The sequence below is a fragment of the Paenibacillus sp. AGC31 genome (assembly GCF_057334655.1).
The window spans coordinates 110,684-133,621 of sequence record NZ_JBHFJH010000025.1; the positions used below are offsets into that span (position 1 = coordinate 110,684).

Here is a 22,938-nt window from a genome sequence, read left to right on the forward strand (position 1 = left end):
GATTACATGCTTTACTACCGCTTCTGTGGCCGCCAGCGCACGAGCAGCCTCTCCAGCAGGGCAATGAACAGGAAGAGCAGCAAGCTGAGCGCGACAATAATCATGATCGCCACGAATAAGCGGTCCGTACGATAAGCCGACTTTTGCAGCATCATATAATAACCAATACCCTTGTCTGCACCAATCCATTCGGCAATGATGGCACCCATCACGCTATAGGTAGCGGCGATTTTGACACCGGAGAACACGGATGGCAGCGCATGGGGGAGCTCCAGCTTCCAGAAGAAATGATGACGTTTCGCACCAGCCATGCGCATATAGTTCATCATGGCCGCGTCAGTACGGGTCAAGCCGTCCATAGCCGCCACCGCAACGGGGAAGAAACAGACCAGGATGATCGTAATCAGCTTGGGCAGCAGCCCGAATCCGAACCAGATTAACAGGAGCGGCGCGAGCGCGATGGTCGGGATATTTTGACTAAGAATAAGTAGAGGGTACAGGGCTGACTTGAGAAAAGGGACCAAATGCAGCACCATCGCAATCAGTAATCCAACCGCTGTTCCAGCGGCGAATCCGATAAGCGTTAACTGAATGGTTGCGGAAGCGTGCATGCCAAGCCGTTCGGCCTGAGTTGCTGCTTCGCGGGCGATATCGGACGGTGCAGGCAGCATCCATTTCTCAATATGGAAGAGGGAGACGGCTCCCTGCCATATCGCTATAAAGAGAATAACCGCCACAATGGGCGGCCATACACTTTTGAAATAGGCATGCATTAGCGATACTTCTCCGTCAGGGTATCCATGCTGAAGCCAGTAGGGCTATGGGCGATTTTGATCTGGGAGATGATGCTTGGGCTGCCAGCCTCCACGAGTACCTCGTGCATTTTACGGACAACCTCCAGCAGTTCCTCCAGTTCCCCCTCCATCGTGGTGTCGAGCGGGTTCACCTGATATTTCAGGCCGGATTGCTGAATAACTTCAATGGCACGATCTACGTAAGGGTAAGAGTTCTCGCCATTTGGCGTTTTCGGAATAACTTGAATGCTAAGCAGTGTGCTTGCCATGAGAGATCACGGCTCCTTTCGTGTTAAATTGCATGAAATTGAACCAGGTTTACACTTATCACTCCGATTGCAGTACCCTCTTACGATCACTGTTATCCCCGGATTTCTTTAATGAATTCTAATGGAGGAAATCCGGGATAGCGTATGCTTCCGATGCAGCTTTCTTTCAGAAAGCTTTTAGGTGAGCGCTTCGCTTCTTCAGATGGGTTCTGCACTCTTCGTTCTTGTGTAAAAAAGTTAAACTTAAGCAATTTTTATTGGGGTAAAAACTCGTTTGTATATGCCTTGCTCACATCGATCTGTTCATCCAGCAGTTTTTTGCTAAACATCCAGTCAGTGTAGTTTTGCCACACTTCCTGTTTTTGTTCTCCCCAGCGCGGGGCGTCATCTGTGTACTTTGGACTAAGCCATTTCTGGCTTGCCAGCACCAATTCCTTATCCAGATCCGGTACAGCCTTGATCAGAATGTTGGCTGCGTCTTCGGGATGATCAATTGCGTATTGATACCCTTCGGAGGTGGCTTTCAGGAATGCTTTCACCAACTCAGGGTCGTTTTGGATCGTTTGCTCGTTGGTTACGAGGACAGGCGTGTAGTAATCCAATGCTTCTGAATAATCCTTCACATATAACATGTTGATCGGTTCCCCGCGCAGTTCGGCTTCAATGCCTGTCCAGGCGTAGAAAATCCACGCGAAATCAATATCCCGTTTCACTGCGGTGAAAAAGTCAGCGTCACCCATGTTAATGTTTTTCACTTTCGATACATCGGCTCCGTCGCCTTCCATAATGGATTGCATCACGGCTTCTTCCACAGGGGAACCCCAACCGCCATAGGTTTTACCCTCAAAATCTTTCGGTGATTTGATATTCCGATTCGCCGGAGCGGCGAACCCGGATGTATTATGCTGAATAACTGCTGCAATGGAGACGAGAGGAACACCCTGTGTGCGGGCTTGAGTTACACTCTCCTGATAACTTACGCCAAACGGTACTTCATTGGAGGCAACCATCGTATCTGCGCCACCGGCACCTGGTTGTACAATCTCCACGTTCAAGCCTTCGGCCTTGTAAAAACCTTGATCTACAGCTGCATACAGGCCGGTATGATTCGTATTTGGTGTCCAGTCGAGCACCACTTTAATATCTTTCAGGGCGGCAGTGTCACCTTCGTTGCTGCTTTCCGTATTTGTGTTGCCGTTCTGCCCAGCTGGGGCAGCTTCTTTGCCACCACATGCGGCTACAGTCACCATAAGCACGCATAAGAGCAACAATCCCATCGTTTTACGCCATTTCATCTGTGGTTCTCTCCTTCGGTATGTCCGGCCGATTGGCACGGGGTACTCCTTGGCTTCATATCCAATCATCTTGCATAAATCGACAGATTTATACCAGTTGAGATCTGGATAACGTCACTTTTTTTAGCTCTCTGGCTATATAAAAGAACATTAAAAAAGCGCCCCGTATTCCGGGACGCGTGCAGGCGTTAGAGAGGTGGCGTTCAGCCATAGGGCTGTGCCATTTCGATATACTCCGGTTCCTACGCTGGCATGATCCAGATCAGGTCTAAGGGTTAGTATCTTGGTGGGATACACTCTCAGCCGGCCAATTCCGACTCCCCTGGGAAACTATGAAGTTACGGGCATTACTAGGTGTAATTATAGGCCAGCGGGTGGAACGTGTCCAGTCAGGAACTGGATGGGGACACGTATGAACTTATCAAACAGGCCGTTATACATATGTATATCAGCCTGTTTAGATGTGTTATTTTCAATAATTATCGTGGCGAATCATATAAGGAAATCTGGCTGAGTGCAAAAGCATCGGATAGTGGGCCATAGCCTCAGTGCTGAGGATCTGGAAGGTTTTCAACAAAAACTTGGATCAAATCCGATGTTTGATATCTCGTCGCATCAGGGCTGCTTTCCCTATTTCAGTGATCAGCTCTTGATCGATTGACCTTGACCGGAGACGCTTGCTTCATTTAAACAACATAATTTAGATACAAAAGGAGATAGTACTGCTATACAAATAATTACTTTTTACATAAAAATGGGGGCGTACTGAATGATCCTTAAAACCATATTCGCAATTATTCTGTCCTATTGTGTCTACGTTTTTTTCACAGCTTACCTTTTATTTTTGGTTCCGTCTCCATCTACTATTGAAAATACGGATATGCAAAAATTGTTAACCGCAGGAAGTACGACAGATCGCGTACTGCTCTTGGAGGACGGCTTTCAATCCGGTCAGGTGAGAATCCAGACCATTCGAGAGGCAAAAACAAGCATCGACCTGGCTTATTACTCCATCCAAAAAGGAAAAACATCTCAACTCTTTTTTGCTGCTTTATTCGATGCAGCTGATCGGGGTGTTCATGTTCGAATCATTTTAGACGGGATTTTTCACAACATGCGCGGAGAATTGCGTGATATTCCTAATGCCATTGCAGCTCACCCCAATGTGGAGTTAAGGTATTATGAACCACTCAACATAGTTATGCCATGGACATGGCATAACCGTCTGCATGACAAGATCTTTCTTGTCGACAACACATATGGCATCATTGGCGGCCAAAATATTGGTGATAGATACATGGCATTGCAACCCAAAAAAGACTATGTATTCGATCGGGATGTCCTTGTTTACAATCCAAACCATAATACGAACAGCACAGTTGTTGAAATGAAAAAATATATAGATCTGTTATGGGAACATCCATTCACCAAACCAGAAAAACATGCCAAACGTCAACATCATGCAAAGGGGTTAAAAGAGCTGGCTCGGCTGGCTCAGTTATATAAAAAAGCTCGGGCTCAGAGCGATCCTTTTGTTAAAGTGTTGCCGAAGGAATGGGCTCAAGAGGCTCTTCGTTCCGACCACGTCGCTTTCATTCACAATCCAATCCAAAGGCTGTATAAAGACCCGATCATGTGGAGAGCATTTGTTCATTTCGCCAATCAAGCAAAGTCGAAGGTGTACCTTCAGACGCCATATGCCATTCCTACCAAGAAAATGAAGAAAGCCGTACATCTGTCGATGAATCCAAAAGCAGAATGGGTCATGGTAACCAATTCAATCCAGCAGACCCCTAACCCTTTGGCTTTCGCGGGATACTTAAGCTCTAAGAAACGGTTGCTTGATACCAATCTGGCCATTTATGAATACCAAGGCCCTTATTCCATACACGGCAAATCATTTGTCATGGATGATTACCTCAGCATGGTTGGTTCGTATAACCTTGATCCCAGATCCGCCTTTCTAAATACCGAATCTGCTGTGGTCATTTCTGGTTCTGCATTCGCCAACGAACTAACAGAAGCTATGGATATCAAACGTACACATAGTACACGTGTGAATAAAGGTGAGCATCCAGCAGAATCTGCGAATCAGAAAGGCTCTGTGTTCAAACGAATGGCAATCACAGCTTTATCCAAACTGTCTTTTCTCTGGAGATTTCTGTTGTAGAGAAGAACCAGCTAATAGATATAGCTACTTTTACAAATTTTAATTTGGAAAAATCACAACTGTTCACAGAATGTTCACTTATGTGGAGGGTTTCCTCATCTCTATAATTACGAAGGTAAACAGAGAGGATGAGAGAATTGCCAACAAGCAAGAAGGAGCAAATTATTTTCGGATTAATGATGTGTACAGGAATGGTTGTCGTCATGATGACATTCAATTTATGGCACAGTGGGTTACTCGGTAAGATGTCCCCGCTTGAGATACTGCTTCAATTCATATTATGTTTTGTCATCGCGTTTCTGGTGGAGTCTTTCATTGTTGGCCCTGTGGCGAGAAAGATTGCTTTTTCCTTGCCCTTTGACAAGTCCAACAAAATTCTGGGTGTGCTAGCCATGTCATTTTTTATGGTGATTGGCATGGTTCTGGTCATGTCCTTGTATGGGATGGTTTCAGCATATTTCGCTGATCAATTAAGTGGGTCATCCGTATTCCGTACGTATCTCCATACCATTGCTCGTAACTTCAGCCTGGCGCTGCCATATCAATTGATCATTTTGGGACCCCTCGTCCGATATGTATTCGGTAAATTCATCAAAGGCAATGGCCCTGTAGTGCCTGTCGTTAACAAAAGTGTTTGATTCGGTTGGTCATAAGTATTTCCTGGGCAATCTTGTGCAAATGAATAGATCGTATTCTCACCTGTAATGAAAGGTGATCTGAGGCAAAGATAGGCTACCTTCCACCACAATTACAGCGCTAACGAATCGAGAACATCTTATTAGGCCAGTTTTTAGGGAACGAAAAATCTAACGAATCTCAGCGGCGTTATTATGCTAAGAAATTGCAAGGAGACCTTGAATTGAAGATAATTATCTATAATAACGTCTCTAGGATTCGTTAGATTTCAAATATCCTAAAATGCAGATAAATAGCGTGTGCTAGGTTCTTTATACAAAGTAAAGCTACAAAAAAATGCCCACCGTCAGGTTATGACAGTAGACATTTCGATTTCTTTAATAGGTATTTCTAATCCTCAGGACTGGATCGAAACATAACTGTTAAGTCGCAGAATTCGCTATATGTTTGTTCTGCCATTGATACGTGATTACGCTAATGACAAGCAGGCCAACTGCAAAGATGGCAAGCATCCATGCAGACTGATTAACCGCCAGATGATCAAGACTCCATCCTGTAGTCAAAGGCAGAATGGCACCGCCAACCCCACCTGAGGCAATCAAAATGCTGGGTGTGGATTCTTCTGTTCCGGGCAGCAGTTTACTGGCGAAGACAAGGGCAATGGAGAAAATGCCTGACATCGCAAGTCCAAGCAGCAAGATGATGAGAAACGCAGACCAGATTTGGTTTGTAAATGGAAATACCATTAACAAAAGAACAGATGCAAGACAACTGTACAGAACATAGACGCGGTATTGGAATTTCTCTGCGATATATCCGGCGAAGAGTCGTCCCACGGACATGGCAATCCAGAAACAGGTGACACTAAGCGCTGCTCCGGCTTCCTTCATGTTCATTTTCTCAATCAGGATCGCCGGCATGAAGTTCGCAAGACTCATCTCTGTGCCAACATAGAGGAAGAAGAACAGGACGAATAATACCAGAAGAGTCCTGTTACGGCCACGATAGGTTGGACTGGATGTACTTGCAGATGGGGGATGCATCTCACCCGATGTCCCAGCAGTGTGGGCATGTACTGAACCGTTATTAGAACTACGTCGCTCCAGAAACTTATCGAGTTCACCGAATGATCCTTTTGCCCAGAAAACAAAGGTCAGCGCTGCGCAGATCGCAACAACGAGAAAGGAAAGGCGCCAGTACCCGGCAGCAATCAGACCACTGGCAATGAGCGGCATGACCATCGCTCCGATCCCGAATAACACTTCCAGTCGACTCATGGCAACGGCTGTATTGTCTTTGATTGCAGCGATGATAATGGTTCCAATAACAGCTTCAACCATTCCGAATCCAAAGCCGGCTGCGGGTGCGATGACGAACATCCAACCCCACGGTGGCAACAGCATGTAGGATAATTCTGTGATACAGAGCAACGTTGTGGCGATTAACAGGCCTCCCCGTTTACCAAAGCGTCTGTTCAGCCATGGAGATAACAATACACCACCGAGGAATCCGGCAAATTGAGCAAAGATCAGCGTTCCGCCTTGGCTATAATCTTTGCCATAATGTTCAAGTGCAACCGGCAGAATGGAACCGAGCACAACGTGGGCAAGTCCAATCAGGAAATAGGACAGACATCCGATCCAAAGTAATTTTTTCATAAAGAACTCCTTCTACTTATATACATAAATTGAGGATCACAATAAAGCGCAATCTTGAAGACAAAGTCTATCATAACAGTACATGTTAAGTTGTGCCATGAATTCCTGATCGATACAGAAGGTTGCAATTAGGTCCGGCGTTCGTATATACTGAGACCAACAATTACAGATCGGACCATGCCGTTGAAGAGCATCCAACTCGGAGGCGTTTTCGCCAGGGGAGCGATATTTCCCAAGTTAACCGGAACCGCCCGTTATCGCGGACCAAGAGGCTGGAAGCAGGATATCCTGATTCAGCAAGTTGGGTGGCACCGCGAGCAGAGCGCTCCTCGTCCCAAGGGATGAGGGCGCTCTTTGTATTTTTACAGCCAAAGGAGACGGTGACCATGTTGGAAATGAAGTGGATTCGTGCACATGCAGAAGAGGTTCAGGCCGCAGCAGACGGGAAAAAAATCAAGATCAACATTCGCACATTGTTAGAGCGGGATGAAGAACGTAGAGCACTTTTGCAGGAAATTGAAGAAGGTCGCAGGTTGCGCAATACGTTATCTGCTGATATTGGCAAGCTAATGCAAGCGGGGAATAGGGAACAGGCCGAGGGTTTGCGCGCTCAGGTGAAACAGCTCAATGAACAGTTGGAACAGGTGGAAGCGAAGCTTGCCCCTGTGCAGGAGGAAGTAACCAAGCTGCAATGGCTGGTACCCAATATCGTATCCCCGGATACCCCCAATGGCTCGTCGGATGCAGATAATGTAGAACTGCGACGTGTGGGAGAGGTGCCAACGTTCGAGTATAACACCAAAGATCACGTGGAACTTGGGGAGTTGCATGATCTCATCGATATTCCTCGTGGAGTTAAGATTGGCGGTACACGAAGTTATGTATTAAAAGGTGCTGGCCTGTTATTACATCGGGCAGTACAGCAATTTGCGCTTGATCTGCTGCTGAAGCATGGGTTTACACCGATGGAAGTACCGCTGATGGTCAGGGAGGACGCACTGGTGAACACCGGATTCTTCCCAACGGGTCGAGATCAGGTCTATGAACTCCAAGGGGAGAACAAGTGGCTGGTGGGCACTTCTGAAGTGCCGCTTGTTTCGTATTATGCGGATGAGATTGTCGATGTTCAAGAGCCTGTGAAGCTGGCCGCGGTATCGACGTGTTTCCGCAGTGAAGTTGGCTCCGGCGGACGTGATGTACGCGGATTGTATCGTGTGCACCAATTTGCCAAAGTTGAGCAGGTCATTCTCTGTGCCCCTGATGCGGAAGAATCGGAACGCATGCTGCAAGAGATTACGGGACACGCTGAGGAATTATTGCAATTACTTGAACTTCCTTATCGTGTTGTCGCTGTATGTACCGGAGATATGTCGCAGAAAACGTACAAACAGTATGACATCGAGACTTGGATGCCAAGCCGCGGTGCATATGGAGAAACGCATTCGTCGTCGAATCTGCATGATTTTCAGGCGCGCCGTTCGAATATTCGGTGCATGGATGCCGAAGGCAAGTTGGCCTATTGTCACACGCTCAATAATACGGCGGTAGCATCGCCGCGTATCCTGATACCGTTGCTTGAGAATCATCAGCAGGAGGATGGAAGTATTCACATTCCGGCAGCCCTGCGGCCCTATATGGGCGGTGCCGAGAGCTTGATTTTGCCAGAGCAGGATGAAGTGAAGTAGAGAGGTTAGGTAACGTTTTAGGAATTCAAAAAGGGGATGTTCCACACGTCATGTTGCATGTGACGATGGAACATCCCCTTTTAAACTGAAATAGAGTATTTAACGATCTGTTCTCCTAATAATTTGTACTTAATTTAACTGAGTGCTGGACCTAAGATATGGCTTACTTCTTTGATTAGAAATTTCTTCGTTTATGTAAGTAAGTAAAAATTATTTCTTAAATGCTAACGCAGCTTCCATTCACGCTCGTTAATGATTTCAATTTGTCCAGATTCAAGGGCTTTTTTGAAACGATTGCGGGCTGTTTTCATCAATAGAACCATTTCGTCTTCAGGACGAATCTTGGTGGATGTCGAAGTGACGATAGCTTTCATACGTTTACGGTTATTTTTAGGTGAAACCATATCAAGCAAATTCTTTTCGATCATACATATCCCACCCCATTTTTTAGTATTACGCGACCTTCCCATATTATACAATGAAAATCATGAATTGTTCCAAGATTCCCACTTATGTTATTCAACTTTATGCAATTCGTATCCGATATAATATAATAGAAGTAAAATATTGGATTATGGGAGTTGGAAATTAAAAATGAATAGAATCAAACTGGCGCTTCGAGGCACGCTCGCTCTAATTATGGCATTAACAATACTGGTCCCTTCGTTGGCCTTGGCGGCTACTGGTGACGTGACATCGATTGAAATAACCAATAGCAGCCCGCAGAAAATGAGTGTCTCCGAAACAGCTGCACTTCAGGTGATGGCAACGGTTGAAGGTTTTGATAACAAGCAGGATGTTACCCAAGGCGTGACTTGGTCCACCAGTAATGCAGCAGTCGCGACGATGGTGAAAGGCAAAGTCAAGGCTGTGGCCGCGGGCGAAGCGACGATTTTTGCAGAAGTAGACGGGGCTAAAGCCCAATTGGTTGTGCAAGTGCAGGAGAAGATCAAAAGCATCAAAGCTTCACCGAAATCCTACAGTTTTGTTAAAGGCAGTGAAAGCACCCTTCCGAAAGTAAGCATTACACGTGCGAATGGCAAGGAAGAGGATGTGACTTCTGAGATTGTGTGGTCCGTATCCACTTCTTCGGCTGTCCTGGAAAACGGTAAAATCAAAGGCGTTACACCCGGCAGAGTATTGCTGCAAGGCAAGTACGGAACAACGATTGTGAAAGTCCCGGTTGCTGTGACGGACGAGATTACCAAAGTTGAGGTTACTCCTGCCACAATGCAGCTGAACATCAAGAAGTCCAAGGCGTTGAAGGTCATCGGCACCTACGCGAATGGCAAAACCATTAACCTTTCGAAACAAGTGATATGGACCTCTTCCAACACAAATGTAGCTATCGTGAAAAATGGAGCCGTTAAGACGCTGACAGAAGGACAAGCAACCTTGACAGGAACTTATCAAAATCAGACAATAAAGGCAGAGGTTACCGTTGTACCTTTGCTCAAAAAGTTGATTACAGGCCAGAAAAAACTTGTTTTGTCCCCACAGGGAAGTACAACGCTGAGTCTGATGGCCCAGTATGATACGGGCAAAACCACTGTTGTGACCAACAGTGCGGTGTGGAGCAGCACAAAGCCGGGCGTAGCGACAGTAACAAATGGCAAGATCGTGGCTGTAGGCAAAGGTAAAACGTCTATCACGGCCAAGTGGGGCAACAAAAAAGTGACGATCCCTGTGACAGTAAAATAAATATTTATATAATGAAGTGCTTTGCATCAATTCAAAGATAAAATCAGTACATGACACGTTAAAATCATCAAGGTAACAGACAACCAAGGGGCGTAGACATACGCTCCTTTTTTGGATATATAGAAATATGTATCTGAAATGCCTTCTGCTTTAACAACTATATAAGGGGATTGGATGGGATGAATATGAAAGCTTCGATTATAAGCTCAGACGCTAACTCTAGTGATCTGACTTACCTGAAATATCTTCTTTTATCCCTAAGTTCCATACTTACATTTCAACGGAGCACTACGATTGAGCGCATGAAGCAAAGCACCTATGAAAAATACAGAGAAGGTTACCATTTAAAATGTCATGGTGAAGAGGAGGTACCTGAATGAAAGATTCAATGCAACCTGAGAACTGGCCTGCCTGGGCGACAGAGTTGGTAGAGATTGCTCCGGCCAACCCCAATTGGGACGCACAGGCTCAGGAAGAAATCAAGCAACTCAAACGTCTTCTACAGCAGTATAATATCCATTCATTCGAACATATCGGAAGCACATCCATTCCCGGATTACCCGCCAAACCCATTATTGATCTGATGGCAGAGGTACAGTCATGGGACGACATGAATCTGATTGCGGATCAGCTGAATCCGTTAGGCTGGAACTATGTTCCGCCTGAATTGGATGGACGGGAGTACAGACGATTCTGGGTCAGGGTTAAGGATGGCAAGAGAGCTGTACACCTTCATCTTATGCGCCCGGGAGAAGAACGCTGGGATCGTCAAATTCGGTTTCGGGATGTGCTGAGAAAACGCCCAGATCTGGTGGAAGCTTACGCCGTCCTGAAGACAAAGCTTGCTGATGAGAACAAGGAAGATAGGGAATCGTATACCGCTGCCAAAACGCAATTTATTTTACAAGTGCTTGATGAAGGCGTGTGATTGATTGAAAAGCGTACATATCAAAGACAGGCTGATCTATTTCTTCGCAGTCATGATGACCATGGCGGCAGGACTCGCATCCAGACACTTTGGTGAACGATTGCCGGGTTGGGTGCATGAACATTTCGGAGATGCATGTTGGGCGGGCATGATTTATTTCGGGGTACGCATGGTGTGGCCTCGTCGCAGCTTGGTATGGGCGATGTGTTTGAGCTGTGTATTCAGCTGGATGATTGAGTTCTCACAGTTGATTCAGACGCCTTGGCTGATTGAGATACGCTCAACCGTATTAGGTGCTCTTATTTTGGGACATGGGTTTCTGGTGATCGATCTGATTCGATATACGGTTGGTATTCTGTGCATGGTTATGATAGATCGTTATTTCCTGAGAAATAAGATGGCTGGATCATGAACTCAAGTGAATCATGGAGGGGTGCTGTATGAATGTAGAAAAACTTTTTGACGAATCGCCCGAATTCGAAACACAGCGTTTAAAGCTGAGGCGGCTTGCGATGGATGATCTCGATGAATATTATGCATTTGCCTCTGATCCGCGAGTAAGTCAGCAAAGCTTGTGGAACTGCCATGAGACGGTGGAGGATTCAATTCAATATATTCAGCGGGTACTGGATAATTATGAACGGCAAACAGTACATATCTGGGGTTTTGTTTTAAAGGAAACAGGGACCTTGATCGGGAGAGGTGGCATTTTTCATTTCAATGAACCCATGCAGAGTGCTGAACTGGGATACGCGATAGCCAGCAGTCACTGGGGGAAGGGTCTCGCAGCAGAAGCGATGCAACCCATCGTGGATTATTGCTTTCGGGAACTGGACTGCAATCGGCTGGAGGGGAAATGTAATGCAGGCAACATAGGCTCTGCACGCGTAATGGAGAAGCTGGGCATGTCGTACGAAGGTTTGCTACGCAAACAGTTAAAGATCAAAGGTGTATTTACGGATCAAAAATTGTACTCCCGTATCCGGGATGATCTATAATACTTCCAATGAACACATAGGGTACATCGCAGAAATTGAAGGAGGCGGAATCATGATCTATAGTATTATTTCCCGTTCGTTGTGGGAGCAAGTGTCAAAGGGGAGTGAGTATGCACCAGATAGCCTGGAGACGGACGGATTCATTCATTGCTCCACCAAGGAACAGATCCCATGGGTAGCCGGGCAATATTATGCAGGCCGCACGGATCTGTTATTACTCAGTATTGATGAGAAGGCGTTAAAGCCTGAGCTGGTATATGAGGATCTCTACGAATTGAATGAACTATTTCCACATATCTATGGAGAACTCAATCTGGATGCGGTTCGTAAAGCCATTCCATTTGAACCGAATGCAGACGGCACATTCTCATTTCCTGAATAAATAACATGTGACGCTTCTGTTTGAACATGATCCATGGACAACATGCTTTTCCGAAGGGTGGTTAACGGATGGATATGAATCAAGTTTTTCTGGAGACGGCGGAGAAACAATTCTTGTATTACAAGCAGCTCGGAGAAAAAGCCATGGCACAACTGGAGTCCGAGCAATTGTTTCATTCCTGGAATGAAGACGCAAACAGCATTGCGGTAATCGTAAAACATCTATGGGGCAATATGCTGTCCCGTTGGACGGGTGTACTGACAACAGATGGTGAGAAACCGTGGCGTGAACGGGACGCCGAGTTCGTGAATGATATTTCTTCCCGGGAAGAGTTGCTCTCCAAATGGGAGGAAGGCTGGAATTGTCTACTCGAATCCATTCGTTCGTTTACCCCGGAACAATTGTCTCATATCATATATATTCGGAATGAAGGTCATACCGTCATGGAGGCTATTATTCGTCAATTGGCGCATTATCCGTATCATGTTGGGCAGATTGTATTTGCCGCGAAAATGCTTAAAGAAACAGCTTGGGACAGTCTCTCCATTCCGAGAAACGGCTCTTCTCAATATAATGGCGGCAAATTTGCCAAGCCGAAGGCACGTAAACATTTTACAGAAGATGAACTTCATATAGAAAAAGGTGAGGAACAACAATGACTCAAATTGCATTGATCCGCCATGGAAGCACAGCGTGGAATAAGGAAAAACGTTCGCAGGGACAGACGGATAATCCGCTGGATCAGGATGGCAGGGAACAGGCAGTATTGCTTGCTGCGAGACTGGCCGAAGAATCCTGGGATGCCATCTATGCAAGTGACTTGGAACGTGCAAGTGAGACGGCTCGCATCATTGGTGATCGCTTGGGCATTCAGGAGATACATCTGGACCCTAGACTTCGCGAGATGGGCGGAGGACAGGTCGAAGGAACAACGGAAGAGGAACGGTTAGCCAAGTGGGGAGCGGACTGGGGTACCCTGGATCTGGGACGTGAGCTTGCAGATGCAGGGACTGTTCGAGGCAGTGCGGTGCTTGAAGATATTGTACAGCAGCACCCCGATGGAAGAGTGATCGTTGTCAGTCATGGTGCCGTTCTACGGAATACACTGCGAGGTCTGGTGCCTGAACTGGATATCAGCGTGAAGTTGTCCAACACATCTATTACCCGGATTGCCAAGAATGAGAATGCATGGCAATGCGAGCTGTACAATTGCAGCTTGCATTTGGATTCGTCCAGGGAGTCTTAATAGATGGATGCTCTGACGTTAAAACAAAAATTACAGCATATTCAGTCGTCTAATCATTCCATTGATCACGAGAAACAGCCTTACGAATTGTCACTGCATATGATGAAGCATATTGGTAGTACTGACCCTGTCCTGCGGGATGAATTGATCTATGTTACGTTTGCAACCTGGATTGGACAGGGTGTATTTTCGGAAGAGCAGCTAAGGCATGTGTTACAGTTGGCGCTGGACGATCAGCACCTGTTCTATGGGATCGGAGAGCAGGGAATGGATAGTGTGTTTACGCGGACGTTCTCCGTATTATTACTGCCTCCAATTCTGAATGTGGATCGTCAGCGACCTTTCCTGGACAGAGAGGATATCGCAGGGATTCATCATCGGTTGACTAAATATCTGGAACGTGAAAAAGATGTTCGTGGCTACGCCGATAACAAGGGCTGGGCGCACGCCCCCGCACACGCGGCGGATGCGGTTGAAGATCTGGCACAGTCGCCATATCTGGAGCGAACGGATCTGCTGGAACTTCTGCACGCACTCGCTGTAAAAATAACGGAATCAAGTGTGGTTTACATCCATGATGAAGATCAGCGAATAGCGCATGCTGTAATTACCATTCTTCGTCGCAATCTGTTGGAGCCAAAGGATATTACGGTGTGGATCGATTCTCTTCATCAAGAAGACCAGGCGGAGGACAGATCACTTCTGGAAACCAGTCATAGGAACCTGAATGTGCGTCTGTTTTTACAGACACTCTATATTGCGATACGAACAGAAGAAGATGAACCTTTTCCGGCGGTTTGTTCACTGGTATTGCAGGCATTGGAGAGAGAAAAGTAACGGGATACTAGATATATGGATGTGGGGAAAAGGAGGAGATGGCGCATGACCAAACAGCCGTATTCATGGACCGAGGAGGTCCTATCTCCGCTGAGTGAGACAGCAGTTATCATCCATTGCGGGGATCAATTGTCTGATGCTGTGCAGCGCAGAGTGATGTCTGTATGTGCTTTGCTGGAAAAAAGCACTTTGCCAGCCATGATCGAATGGGTGCCTTCATATACGTCCGTTACAGTATTTTATGATCCGTTCATCTCCCCGTACCCCGAGTTATGCCGGATTCTGCTTCAGCAGTTGAATCAAATGAAGGAATCCGTACAAGACAAGTCCAGAACGGTCACGATTCCCGTATGTTATGGTGGCGAGTGGGGGCCTGATCTGGACTACGTTGCCAGTGAACATGGACTGACCGCAGAGGACGTTATTGCGATTCATACATCCGGGGATTATCTCGTACATATGATTGGATTTGCACCAGGTTTTCCGTATCTCGGCGGGTTGTCTGAACAGATTGCTACGCCCAGACGGGCAACGCCAAGGCTTCGGGTTGAGGCGGGTACAGTAGGTATCGGTGGCAAACAGACGGGAATCTATCCGGTGGACACACCCGGAGGATGGCAATGTATTGGACGAACGCCACTCCGGTTGTTTCGGCCGGAAGAGAACGTACCGAGTATGCTGGCAGCAGGTGATCGGGTTCGATTTGAACAGATAACGATGCAGGACTATCTGGCGTTGAAGCGGAAGGAGGGCGAACGATGAGTATTGAAGTGATTCGCCCTGGTCTGTTATCTACCGTTCAGGATGAAGGCAGAACCGGTTATCGCCGGTATGGTATTCATCCTGGCGGGGTCATGGACACCTTTGCAGCCAGAGCAGCCAATATGCTTGTGGGCAACTCCCGACATGCGGCAGTGCTGGAGATGACGATGACGGGGCCAGAGCTTCGATTTCAGGAGAGTCAACTTATCTCATTATGTGGAGCCGATCTGACGGCAACGGTGGATCATCTGCCTGTACCTTTGTGGCGTCCTGTGTTGGTGCGGGCTGGAAGTGTACTGAAATTTGGCCCATGTCGTCATGGTTTGCGTGGATATCTGGCGATTGCGGGTGGAATAGCTGTGCCTGAAGTGATGGGTAGTCGAAGTACTTACCTTAAGACAGGTCTTGGCGGTATGGATGGGCGAGCCTTGCGCGTGGGCGATCTGTTATCCAATGGTGAACCTTCTGCCGAAGCGCGAATATGGATGCAGCGTATGGAGCAGCAGGTAAAGGAGAGTGAGCGGGACTACCGAATATTGGCGCCTGCGTGGTTTTTATCTGAACGTGAAAGACCTGACTATTATGGGCAACCTGTTATTCGTGTGATGGAGAGCAAGGATAGTTCGCTGTTCAGCCAAGAGAGTCTTGCACAATTCTATGCGGAAAAATACGTGATTTCTCCACAATCCGATCGGATGGGCTATCGCTTGCAAGGCTCCAGACTGGAGCTGGATCAGCCCCTGGATCGGCTGTCTGAAGCCGTTACCTATGGCACGGTGCAGGTGCCACCGGATGGTCAGCCCATCATCTTGATGGCAGATCATCAGACGATTGGAGGTTATCCTGTCATTGCACAGGTAGCTCGGGTGGATATGCCAATCCTGGCTCAGGCTAGGCCAGGAACCCAAATTTCTTTTAAAAAGATTACGCATGATCAAGCCGGACAGTTGTATATGGAACAGGAAATCAATATGCAACTCATAGATAAGCTGATACGCAGAAGAATGGCAGGAATGGGGGGCGCTTAATGAATACCTCGAAAACCTTGGATATCAATTGTGATCTGGGCGAAAGTTATGGTATATATCGCACGCTATCGGACGAGGCCATTCTACCCTTGATTACATCAGCCAATATTGCCTGTGGATTTCATGCAGGAGACCCGGCTACAATGCGGCTGACGGTAGAGAGGGCATTGGAGCATCAGGTGGCAATTGGAGCCCACCCCGGGTTGCCGGATTTGCAAGGGTTTGGCAGAAGACGTATGGACATTACGTCACAGGAAGCATATGACATGGTGGTGTATCAGATCGGTGCGCTGGATGCCTTTGTCCGGGCAAGTGGAGGGCGAATGCATCACGTAAAACCGCATGGAGCTTTATACAATATGGCCGCAGAAGATATGAAGCTTGCTGAAGCCATCGCCGAGGCGATCTATCAAGTACAGCCTGATCTGTATCTGTATGGTCTGGCGGGCAGTGAGTTGATTCACGCCGCGGATCGCATCGGTCTGCGCAGTGTGAGCGAGGTGTTTGCAGATCGAACCTATGGGGCGGATGGTAAGCTAACCCCTCGCAGCCAAGCTGGGGCCCTCATTGAAGAATCGGGACAAGCGATTGCTCAAGTGCTTCGGATGGTGAAAGATGGAGTAGTTGTATCCACGGATGGTACATTGGTTCCCATCAAGGCAGAGACGGTCTGTATCCACGGTGACGGAGCAAACGCTCTCGCATTTGCTCAAGAGATTCGTCGTGTGTTGGAATCGGAAGGCATTAAGTTATCCCCGCATACCACGGGATGATATGCCTGTTCAGTAGAAAACAGTAGTTTTATCAGGTTGTTCGAATTGAACTTTGAAATTTTGGAATGACAAGGAGTGAATGAACAGAATGAAACCCATACGCAACTCGGCAAAGGCTGTCATTGTGCAGGATGGACGATTGCTGGTCATCCGGCTGGAAGACCAATATGGTACCGCTTATGTGTTCCCAGGTGGAGGACAGGAGAAAGGTGAAGAACTCAGGGATGCGGTCGCGCGCGAATGTCTGGAGGAGATTGGTCAGGCCGTGAACGTGGGAGAGCTGTTACATATCCGGGAGTATATCGGTAAAAATCATGAATTCGCCGAGTGGGATGCAGATATCCACCAGGTTGAATTTTATTTTGCGTGCAGCCTGATAGATCCGGAGGCAAGCGTTTTTGAAGGCTCCAATCCAGACGACCACCAAGTATCCGTGGAATGGATTGCACTTGAAGAGCTGTCCCAGATTCGTTTATATCCAAAAACGATTGGCGAATTGCTTCTTAAATCAGGCGCTTCATCAATCTATCTGGGAGATCTGAATTAAACCAGCCAAGAAGAAATATCGTGCTAACCCCTTTATGTAAACATTTTTATAAAGAACTTTTCCAATTTTGTCACGTTAGCGTATCGGTTCATGGATTCACCATAGGTGAGGTGGGTACACTATAAGTACAGGCTTATTACAAAAGCATTTGCATTAAGCTGTCTCTAGTAATAAGGGATTAATGAACTGTCATTAAACACAAAGAGATAGTAACAACTACACTTCTCTTGTACTTTTTATTATTCACCCTTAATTGGAAGAACGGTAGACGTAGTGGAGGGGACGGAATCGATTCTGAGGAAGCGAAGTGTCTGCTGGCATCCTGGATTTTCACTTGTATATCCATTGAATTAAACATTTACACGATAACGGAGAGGACAGAAGAAACCTGAAAAAGCGAAGCGGTCGCCTTTATCACCGGATTTTCCCCTTGAGAAAAGGGAATCAAAAAAATCTGGGGATAACAGCGATTGGAAGGTTATTCTGTCATCGTAGTGTCAGTGTAAATTGTCTTTAATCCAATGTATACGAGGAAGAGATCAGGATCAATCATTGAGAGATAACAGCGATCAAAAGAACGATCCGTACCCGCAACGGCCTTCTACATAGTCCTTCCAATATTCCCCCAAACCGAAAGGAGCACTTCCCATGAACCAGACTGAATTGGAACAAAACATTGTAAAAGCATTGGAAAACAACCCTTTTTGCAGCTTCTCCACTGTGGAGAATGGTAAACCGAAATCCCGCTATATGGCGCTTTTCAACGATGGACTGAACATTCATCTGGCAACGAACCGCCGTACACACAAAGTAGAGGAACTGGAGAATAATCCGAATGTTAGCCTGCTACTTGGTTATGAGGCTGGTGGCTCCAAAGAAGTGGTTGAGATCGAAGGAACCTGTGAAGTGACAAAGAACGAAGGCTTGCGCGAGCAAGTGTGGAACGACGAACTGAAGGCGTGGTTCGATGGACCTAATGATCCAAACTATGTCATTCTGGACATCACCCCGACTCGTATTGAATATACAGGGAAAGATCATGAACATCATGTGTGGGAACAATAATCCGAATATGAACATAACCTCTGCAAAGTAGCGTCCTTATGCGAAAATACGCGCAGAGTTTAATCCAACCGTGAAAGCCATTAAGGTTTCACGGTTTTTGGTATGGATGAATAACGATGAATTGGATATACATGTAAGACATATGTAATATACGTATTTTAAAGATAATAAGCACTATATACCTACTAAAATGTTGAAAAAAATGTCGAAATCACGCATGATAATGTAAAACCGCCTAGGTATGTGCGGGTAATGTAAAAAATAATGCTTTTCAATGACTGAACATTGCGTTATGATTTGGAATGTAAACGACAAGCACAGACTTAAATAGATGTTCATGTGAGATAAACTTACCTGAAATTCCGATGCATGTCATCAGAGCGTCAGTACGCACAACCCATGAAATCTATCTTTTTTCTGCGCTCTTCGTTTGCCCATTAATGCATGATTCAATGTACATAACCGGGAGGGGTTATTTTGAAAACGAGTAAAAAAGTATTATCAAGCCTGACTGCCGCTTTGGTTGCATTAAACGTGCTTGCGGTGTTTCCGGTACCAGTATCGGCTGCGGATGCTGCCAAAGTTAAACTGCGGATCATGGAGACAACAGATATTCATGACAATCTGATTAACTACGACTATTATTCCGACAAAGAGACAGACCAGTATGGACTCGCCAAAACAGCGACACTGATCAAAAAAGCGCGTGATGAAGCCAAGAACAGCTTGCTGTTTGACAATGGTGATCTGATTCAGGGTAACCCGCTGGGAGACTATGTTGCGAAGATTGATCCACTGAAAAAGGGTGAGACTCACCCTGTATATAAAGCGATGAATCTGCTCGATTATGATGCAGGTAACATCGGTAACCATGAATTCAACTATGGTCTGGACTTCCTGGACATGACGCTGGAGGGAGCAAACTTCCCTTACATTAATGCCAATGTCTATGTAGACGATGGTGATGATGATGAGACAAATGACAAGAACTATTTCACACCGTATGAGATTTTGGATAAAAAGGTAACGGATGAGACTGGCAAAGAACATACGATCAAAGTGGGTGTGATCGGATTTGTACCGCCACAAATCATGCAGTGGGACAGCGCTAACCTTGAAGGCAAAGTAATCGCCAAGGATATTATTGCTACCGCGAAAAAATTCATTCCAAAAATGAAAGCCGAAGGTGCCGACATTATTGTAGCCATCCCTCACTCCGGATTTGAGGATATCCCTCAAACGGATCTGATGGAGAACTCCGTATTGTACCTGAGCCAGGTAGAAGGCATTAATGCCATTCTGTTTGGACATGCTCACAAAGTATTCCCAAGTGCTGATTTTGCCGGCAAAAAAGGGGTAGACCTTGAGAAAGGGACAATCAATGGCGTTCCTGCTGTAGAGCCAGGATTCTGGGGGGATCACCTGGGGATTATTGATCTGGATCTAGAACAAGTGGATGGCAAATGGAAAGTGGTCGATTCCAAAACGGAAGCACGCCCAATCTATGACACAGCGGGCAAAAAACCATTGGTAGATGCGGATCAGGACATCATTGATGCGGTTCATGAAGAGCATGAAGGTACATTGGAGTATGTTCGTGGCCCGGTCGGCGAAACGACTGCACCTATCAACAGCTTCTTCGCTCTGGTACAGGATGATCCATCCATTCAGATCGTAACGAATGCACAGAAATGGTATGTCGAAAAACATATGCAAGGTACGGAATATGAGAAAATCCCTGTATTGTCCGCAGGTGCACCATTCAAAGCCGGTGGACGTTCAGGCGCTTCGTATTACACGAATATCCCTAAAGGCACCATTGCCATCAAAAACGTTGCTGACCTGTACGTGTATCCAAATACGGTACATGCTGTAATGGTTAACGGCGCAGAACTGAAAGAGTGGCTGGAATGGTCTGCAGGCCAGTTCAACCAGATCGACCCGGCTAAAGGTGGACAACAACAATTGATCAACAACGACTTCCCGACGTACAACTTCGATGTTATCGATGGTGTAACGTATCAGATCGATGTGACACAACCAGCCAAGTATGACGGTAAAGCAACCGTTGTTAATGCATCCGCAAGCCGGATCAAGGATCTGAGCTTTAACGGTAAACCGATTGACCCAGCGCAAAAATTCATCGTAGCGACGAATAACTACCGTGCTTCTTCGTCCAAGCTGGCTAACCCGGACGGTAAACGTATCGTTCTGGCTGCACCGGATGAGAACCGTCAAGTGATCATCGACTATATCCGTGAGAATAAAACAATTAACCCAACCGCTGACGGCAACTGGTCCCTGGCACCAATTAAACCATCTGCTGGGTTAACCGCAGCAGCACTTAACGACCTTGAAGTGGTATTTGCTTCTTCCCCGGATGCAAAAGATCTGGTTGAAGCAAACCCGGCGATGTCTTTCATCGGTACAAATGATGATGGTTTTGCTGAATACGGCATGAAATTGACTGGAGAAGCAACAACAACTCCGAAACCAGGTACGGAGCCTGCTCCTACGCCTACAAAGCCAACTAAACCTACAGAGCCGACTACTCCAACCAAACCAACGACCAAGCCACAGCCTGAGAAACCAGCTGGCGGCAAAGTGGTATATGTGGTGAAAAAAGGCGATAACTTGTACCGCATCGGTTTGAAATATGGTGTAGACTGGCGCAAGCTTGCGACAGCTAACAAAATCTCAGATGTACACAACCTGAAAGTTGGACAGAAAATCGTGATTCCCGCTTCTTAAAGTTTAATAAGTTGAGGGAGACCGACAGTCATCAGACTGTCGGTCTTTTTTTCTGCAAATTTGAATATATTGTTTCAAGAACCGTCATACAGGAAGTCATCAAAACAGTAGAGATTAATTTTAAGACCCATGATATAATATTTACAAACTTTGGGTATATACAAGTGAAATCTAATGGACATGGAATCTAAATTGGCAAGGGGGGTCCTACATGAATTGCAGTGGCTGCAGTCCAATCTATCCTATAGAGGGCCAAGGTACCTTGTACTTGCGTCCCATTTCCCCCGCTTTGCTTGAAGCGCTACAAACGCCGGGAAGACTTATCGAGACGTCGGATGACATGATGTGGATGCATTTTTCGAATCTGGAGACGGTTCAGAGCTTAATAGAAAAGATCGGCGAAATGGATCCGACATTACGTGATTCCCTAACTGTTCAGATTATGCCTATATACGAACAGGCTAATGAAGAAAGCTGGATTAGTCTAACCATGCAGGAGTCCCGTTTCAAGCATGCGGAGCTGGTTTCCATTATTCTGGAGCATCAATTCAGCAGTCATATGCAACCCATCGTTGATGCATCAGAGCAGATTATCGGATATGAGTTTTTGCTTCGTCCTGCTGAGAATGGAAAATCCTTCAGTTCCTATGAATTATTTGAAGTGGCGCGTGAGACTGGACTGCATTCTTTTCTGGATCGATTGGCACGTATTACTGCTATTGAGACCAGTGCCATTTTTCTGCCGCATGGTGTCAAACGCTTCGTAAATTTCCTGCCTTCCTCCATATACAATCCCGAATATTGTCTGACACATACGTTTGAAGCGATTGAACGCCTTTCGCTGGACCCTAAAGATTTTGTGTTTGAAGTCGTGGAAACAGAGCAGATTCAGCATATGCCCATCTTGCAGCAAATATTTGAGGTGTATCGCTCCCGTGGAATGTCTGTTGCACTGGATGATGTGGGTGCCGGATATTCAACAATAGAGTTGATGAATCGGTTAGAACCGGATTTTGTCAAAATAGATCGAAGTCTTATTGACCGTTGTGATCAGGATTCGACCAAACAAGAGAAAATTCTTCACATTGTTGAGATGTCGAGTCGATTTGGTGGGCAAGTCCTTGCCGAGGGGATCGAACGGATGGAAGAGTTTGAATTCTGTCGTTCCATAGGTATTGAGCTTGCACAGGGCTACTATTTTGGTAAACCCTCGGCACAACCGCCAGGCGGTCCGTACTGCAATACTTCATCTAATTCATGTAATAATTAGTAACCTGTACCTTGTACAAGTCGCTTCTGATCAGAGGTGGCTTGTTTGGCGTGCCTGCACATTTTTCTCTCAAATAAAAACCTTCATATAGCCGATATATAAGATAAGCCTTTTAGATTGATCCATACATACAAAGAAAGAGG

The 22,938-nt window shown here is 46.2% G+C and carries 23 protein-coding genes and 1 riboswitch; of the genes, 18 read left to right on the top strand and 5 right to left on the bottom strand.

Annotated elements, in window-relative coordinates; genetic code table 11:
- Positions 1-14 precede the first annotated feature (14 nt).
- The 3 genes from ACE04G_RS10735 to ACE04G_RS10745 form a co-directional block, all read right to left on the bottom strand.
- The gene (locus ACE04G_RS10735) at positions 15-773 is read right to left on the bottom strand and encodes an ABC transporter permease (RefSeq protein WP_221823899.1); all 759 of its coding nucleotides are present in this window, start codon (positions 771-773) and stop codon (positions 15-17) included.
- On the bottom strand, positions 773-1,063 hold the full coding sequence (locus ACE04G_RS10740; RefSeq protein ID WP_105601532.1) for an MTH1187 family thiamine-binding protein: 291 nt from the start codon (positions 1,061-1,063) through the stop codon (positions 773-775). The genes ACE04G_RS10735 and ACE04G_RS10740 overlap by 1 nt, the downstream gene beginning before the upstream one ends.
- A gap of 254 nt (positions 1,064-1,317) precedes the next feature.
- Positions 1,318-2,358: an ABC transporter substrate-binding protein gene (locus ACE04G_RS10745; RefSeq protein WP_449004314.1), complete on the bottom strand. Its 1,041-nt coding sequence runs from the start codon at positions 2,356-2,358 to the stop codon at positions 1,318-1,320.
- Positions 2,359-2,579: 221 nt separating this feature from the next.
- Positions 2,580-2,692: riboswitch (TPP riboswitch) on the bottom strand.
- Positions 2,693-3,127: 435 nt separating this feature from the next.
- Between ACE04G_RS10745 and ACE04G_RS10750 the strand changes: the two genes are divergently transcribed.
- Positions 3,128-4,528: a phospholipase D-like domain-containing protein gene (locus ACE04G_RS10750; protein ID WP_449004315.1), complete on the top strand. Its 1,401-nt coding sequence runs from the start codon at positions 3,128-3,130 to the stop codon at positions 4,526-4,528.
- 137 nt (positions 4,529-4,665) lie between these two features.
- Positions 4,666-5,166, top strand: coding sequence for a DUF2798 domain-containing protein (locus ACE04G_RS10755; RefSeq protein WP_445253531.1), 501 nt, complete (start codon positions 4,666-4,668; stop codon positions 5,164-5,166).
- Positions 5,167-5,586: 420 nt separating this feature from the next.
- Here ACE04G_RS10755 and ACE04G_RS10760 read toward each other — a convergent pair whose 3' ends face one another.
- Positions 5,587-6,822, bottom strand: a complete 1,236-nt coding sequence (locus tag ACE04G_RS10760; RefSeq protein ID WP_449004316.1) for an MFS transporter — start codon at positions 6,820-6,822, stop codon at positions 5,587-5,589.
- A 386-nt stretch (positions 6,823-7,208) separates the two neighbouring features.
- Between ACE04G_RS10760 and serS the strand changes: the two genes are divergently transcribed.
- Positions 7,209-8,507 carry a serine--tRNA ligase gene (gene serS / locus ACE04G_RS10765; RefSeq protein ID WP_449004317.1) on the top strand — a complete coding sequence of 433 codons (1,299 nt, stop codon included), beginning with the start codon at positions 7,209-7,211 and terminating at the stop codon, positions 8,505-8,507.
- A gap of 224 nt (positions 8,508-8,731) precedes the next feature.
- Here the strand turns inward: serS and ACE04G_RS10770 are convergent, their stop codons facing one another.
- Complete coding sequence (locus ACE04G_RS10770; RefSeq protein WP_076253873.1) at positions 8,732-8,935, bottom strand: hypothetical protein; 204 nt, start codon at positions 8,933-8,935, stop codon at positions 8,732-8,734.
- A 166-nt stretch (positions 8,936-9,101) separates the two neighbouring features.
- Between ACE04G_RS10770 and ACE04G_RS10775 the strand changes: the two genes are divergently transcribed.
- The 15 genes from ACE04G_RS10775 (at position 9,102) to ACE04G_RS10845 (ending at position 22,795) form a co-directional block, all read left to right on the top strand.
- The gene (locus tag ACE04G_RS10775; RefSeq protein ID WP_339306598.1) at positions 9,102-10,208 is read left to right on the top strand and encodes an Ig-like domain-containing protein; all 1,107 of its coding nucleotides are present in this window, start codon (positions 9,102-9,104) and stop codon (positions 10,206-10,208) included.
- A gap of 376 nt (positions 10,209-10,584) precedes the next feature.
- Entirely contained in the window at positions 10,585-11,136 is a 552-nt protein-coding gene (locus ACE04G_RS10780; RefSeq protein WP_221823915.1) for a GrpB family protein, read from the top strand.
- A 4-nt stretch (positions 11,137-11,140) separates the two neighbouring features.
- Positions 11,141-11,548: a ribosomal maturation YjgA family protein gene (locus ACE04G_RS10785; protein ID WP_221823917.1), complete on the top strand. Its 408-nt coding sequence runs from the start codon at positions 11,141-11,143 to the stop codon at positions 11,546-11,548.
- Positions 11,549-11,576: 28 nt separating this feature from the next.
- Positions 11,577-12,134 carry a GNAT family N-acetyltransferase gene (locus ACE04G_RS10790; protein WP_221823919.1) on the top strand — a complete coding sequence of 186 codons (558 nt, stop codon included), beginning with the start codon at positions 11,577-11,579 and terminating at the stop codon, positions 12,132-12,134.
- Positions 12,135-12,186: 52 nt separating this feature from the next.
- Entirely contained in the window at positions 12,187-12,516 is a 330-nt protein-coding gene (locus ACE04G_RS10795; protein ID WP_221823921.1) for a DUF952 domain-containing protein, read from the top strand.
- 68 nt (positions 12,517-12,584) lie between these two features.
- Positions 12,585-13,175, top strand: coding sequence for a DUF1572 family protein (locus ACE04G_RS10800; RefSeq protein ID WP_221823923.1), 591 nt, complete (start codon positions 12,585-12,587; stop codon positions 13,173-13,175).
- Complete coding sequence (locus ACE04G_RS10805; RefSeq protein ID WP_221823925.1) at positions 13,172-13,762, top strand: histidine phosphatase family protein; 591 nt, start codon at positions 13,172-13,174, stop codon at positions 13,760-13,762. The genes ACE04G_RS10800 and ACE04G_RS10805 overlap by 4 nt, the downstream gene beginning before the upstream one ends.
- Before the next feature lie 3 nt (positions 13,763-13,765).
- Entirely contained in the window at positions 13,766-14,599 is an 834-nt protein-coding gene (locus ACE04G_RS10810) for a DUF2785 domain-containing protein (protein ID WP_339306602.1), read from the top strand.
- A gap of 45 nt (positions 14,600-14,644) precedes the next feature.
- Entirely contained in the window at positions 14,645-15,361 is a 717-nt protein-coding gene (gene pxpB / locus ACE04G_RS10815; protein WP_449004318.1) for a 5-oxoprolinase subunit PxpB, read from the top strand.
- Positions 15,358-16,389: a 5-oxoprolinase subunit C family protein gene (locus ACE04G_RS10820; RefSeq protein WP_449004319.1), complete on the top strand. Its 1,032-nt coding sequence runs from the start codon at positions 15,358-15,360 to the stop codon at positions 16,387-16,389. The genes pxpB and ACE04G_RS10820 overlap by 4 nt, the downstream gene beginning before the upstream one ends.
- Positions 16,389-17,162: a LamB/YcsF family protein gene (locus ACE04G_RS10825; RefSeq protein WP_449004320.1), complete on the top strand. Its 774-nt coding sequence runs from the start codon at positions 16,389-16,391 to the stop codon at positions 17,160-17,162. Before ACE04G_RS10820 ends, ACE04G_RS10825 begins: the two co-directional genes overlap by 1 nt.
- Before the next feature lie 88 nt (positions 17,163-17,250).
- Positions 17,251-17,709 (top strand): NUDIX domain-containing protein, encoded by a 459-nt coding sequence (locus tag ACE04G_RS10830; protein WP_449004321.1) that lies wholly within the window; start codon positions 17,251-17,253, stop codon positions 17,707-17,709.
- A 648-nt stretch (positions 17,710-18,357) separates the two neighbouring features.
- A complete protein-coding gene (locus ACE04G_RS10835) occupies positions 18,358-18,774 on the top strand; it encodes a pyridoxamine 5'-phosphate oxidase family protein (protein ID WP_074093246.1) in 417 nt (138 codons plus the stop codon).
- Between the two features lie 477 nt (positions 18,775-19,251).
- Entirely contained in the window at positions 19,252-21,525 is a 2,274-nt protein-coding gene (locus tag ACE04G_RS10840) for a bifunctional 2',3'-cyclic-nucleotide 2'-phosphodiesterase/3'-nucleotidase (protein ID WP_449004322.1), read from the top strand.
- 211 nt (positions 21,526-21,736) lie between these two features.
- On the top strand, positions 21,737-22,795 hold the full coding sequence (locus tag ACE04G_RS10845; RefSeq protein WP_449004323.1) for an EAL domain-containing protein: 1,059 nt from the start codon (positions 21,737-21,739) through the stop codon (positions 22,793-22,795).
- Positions 22,796-22,938: the final 143 nt, after the last annotated feature.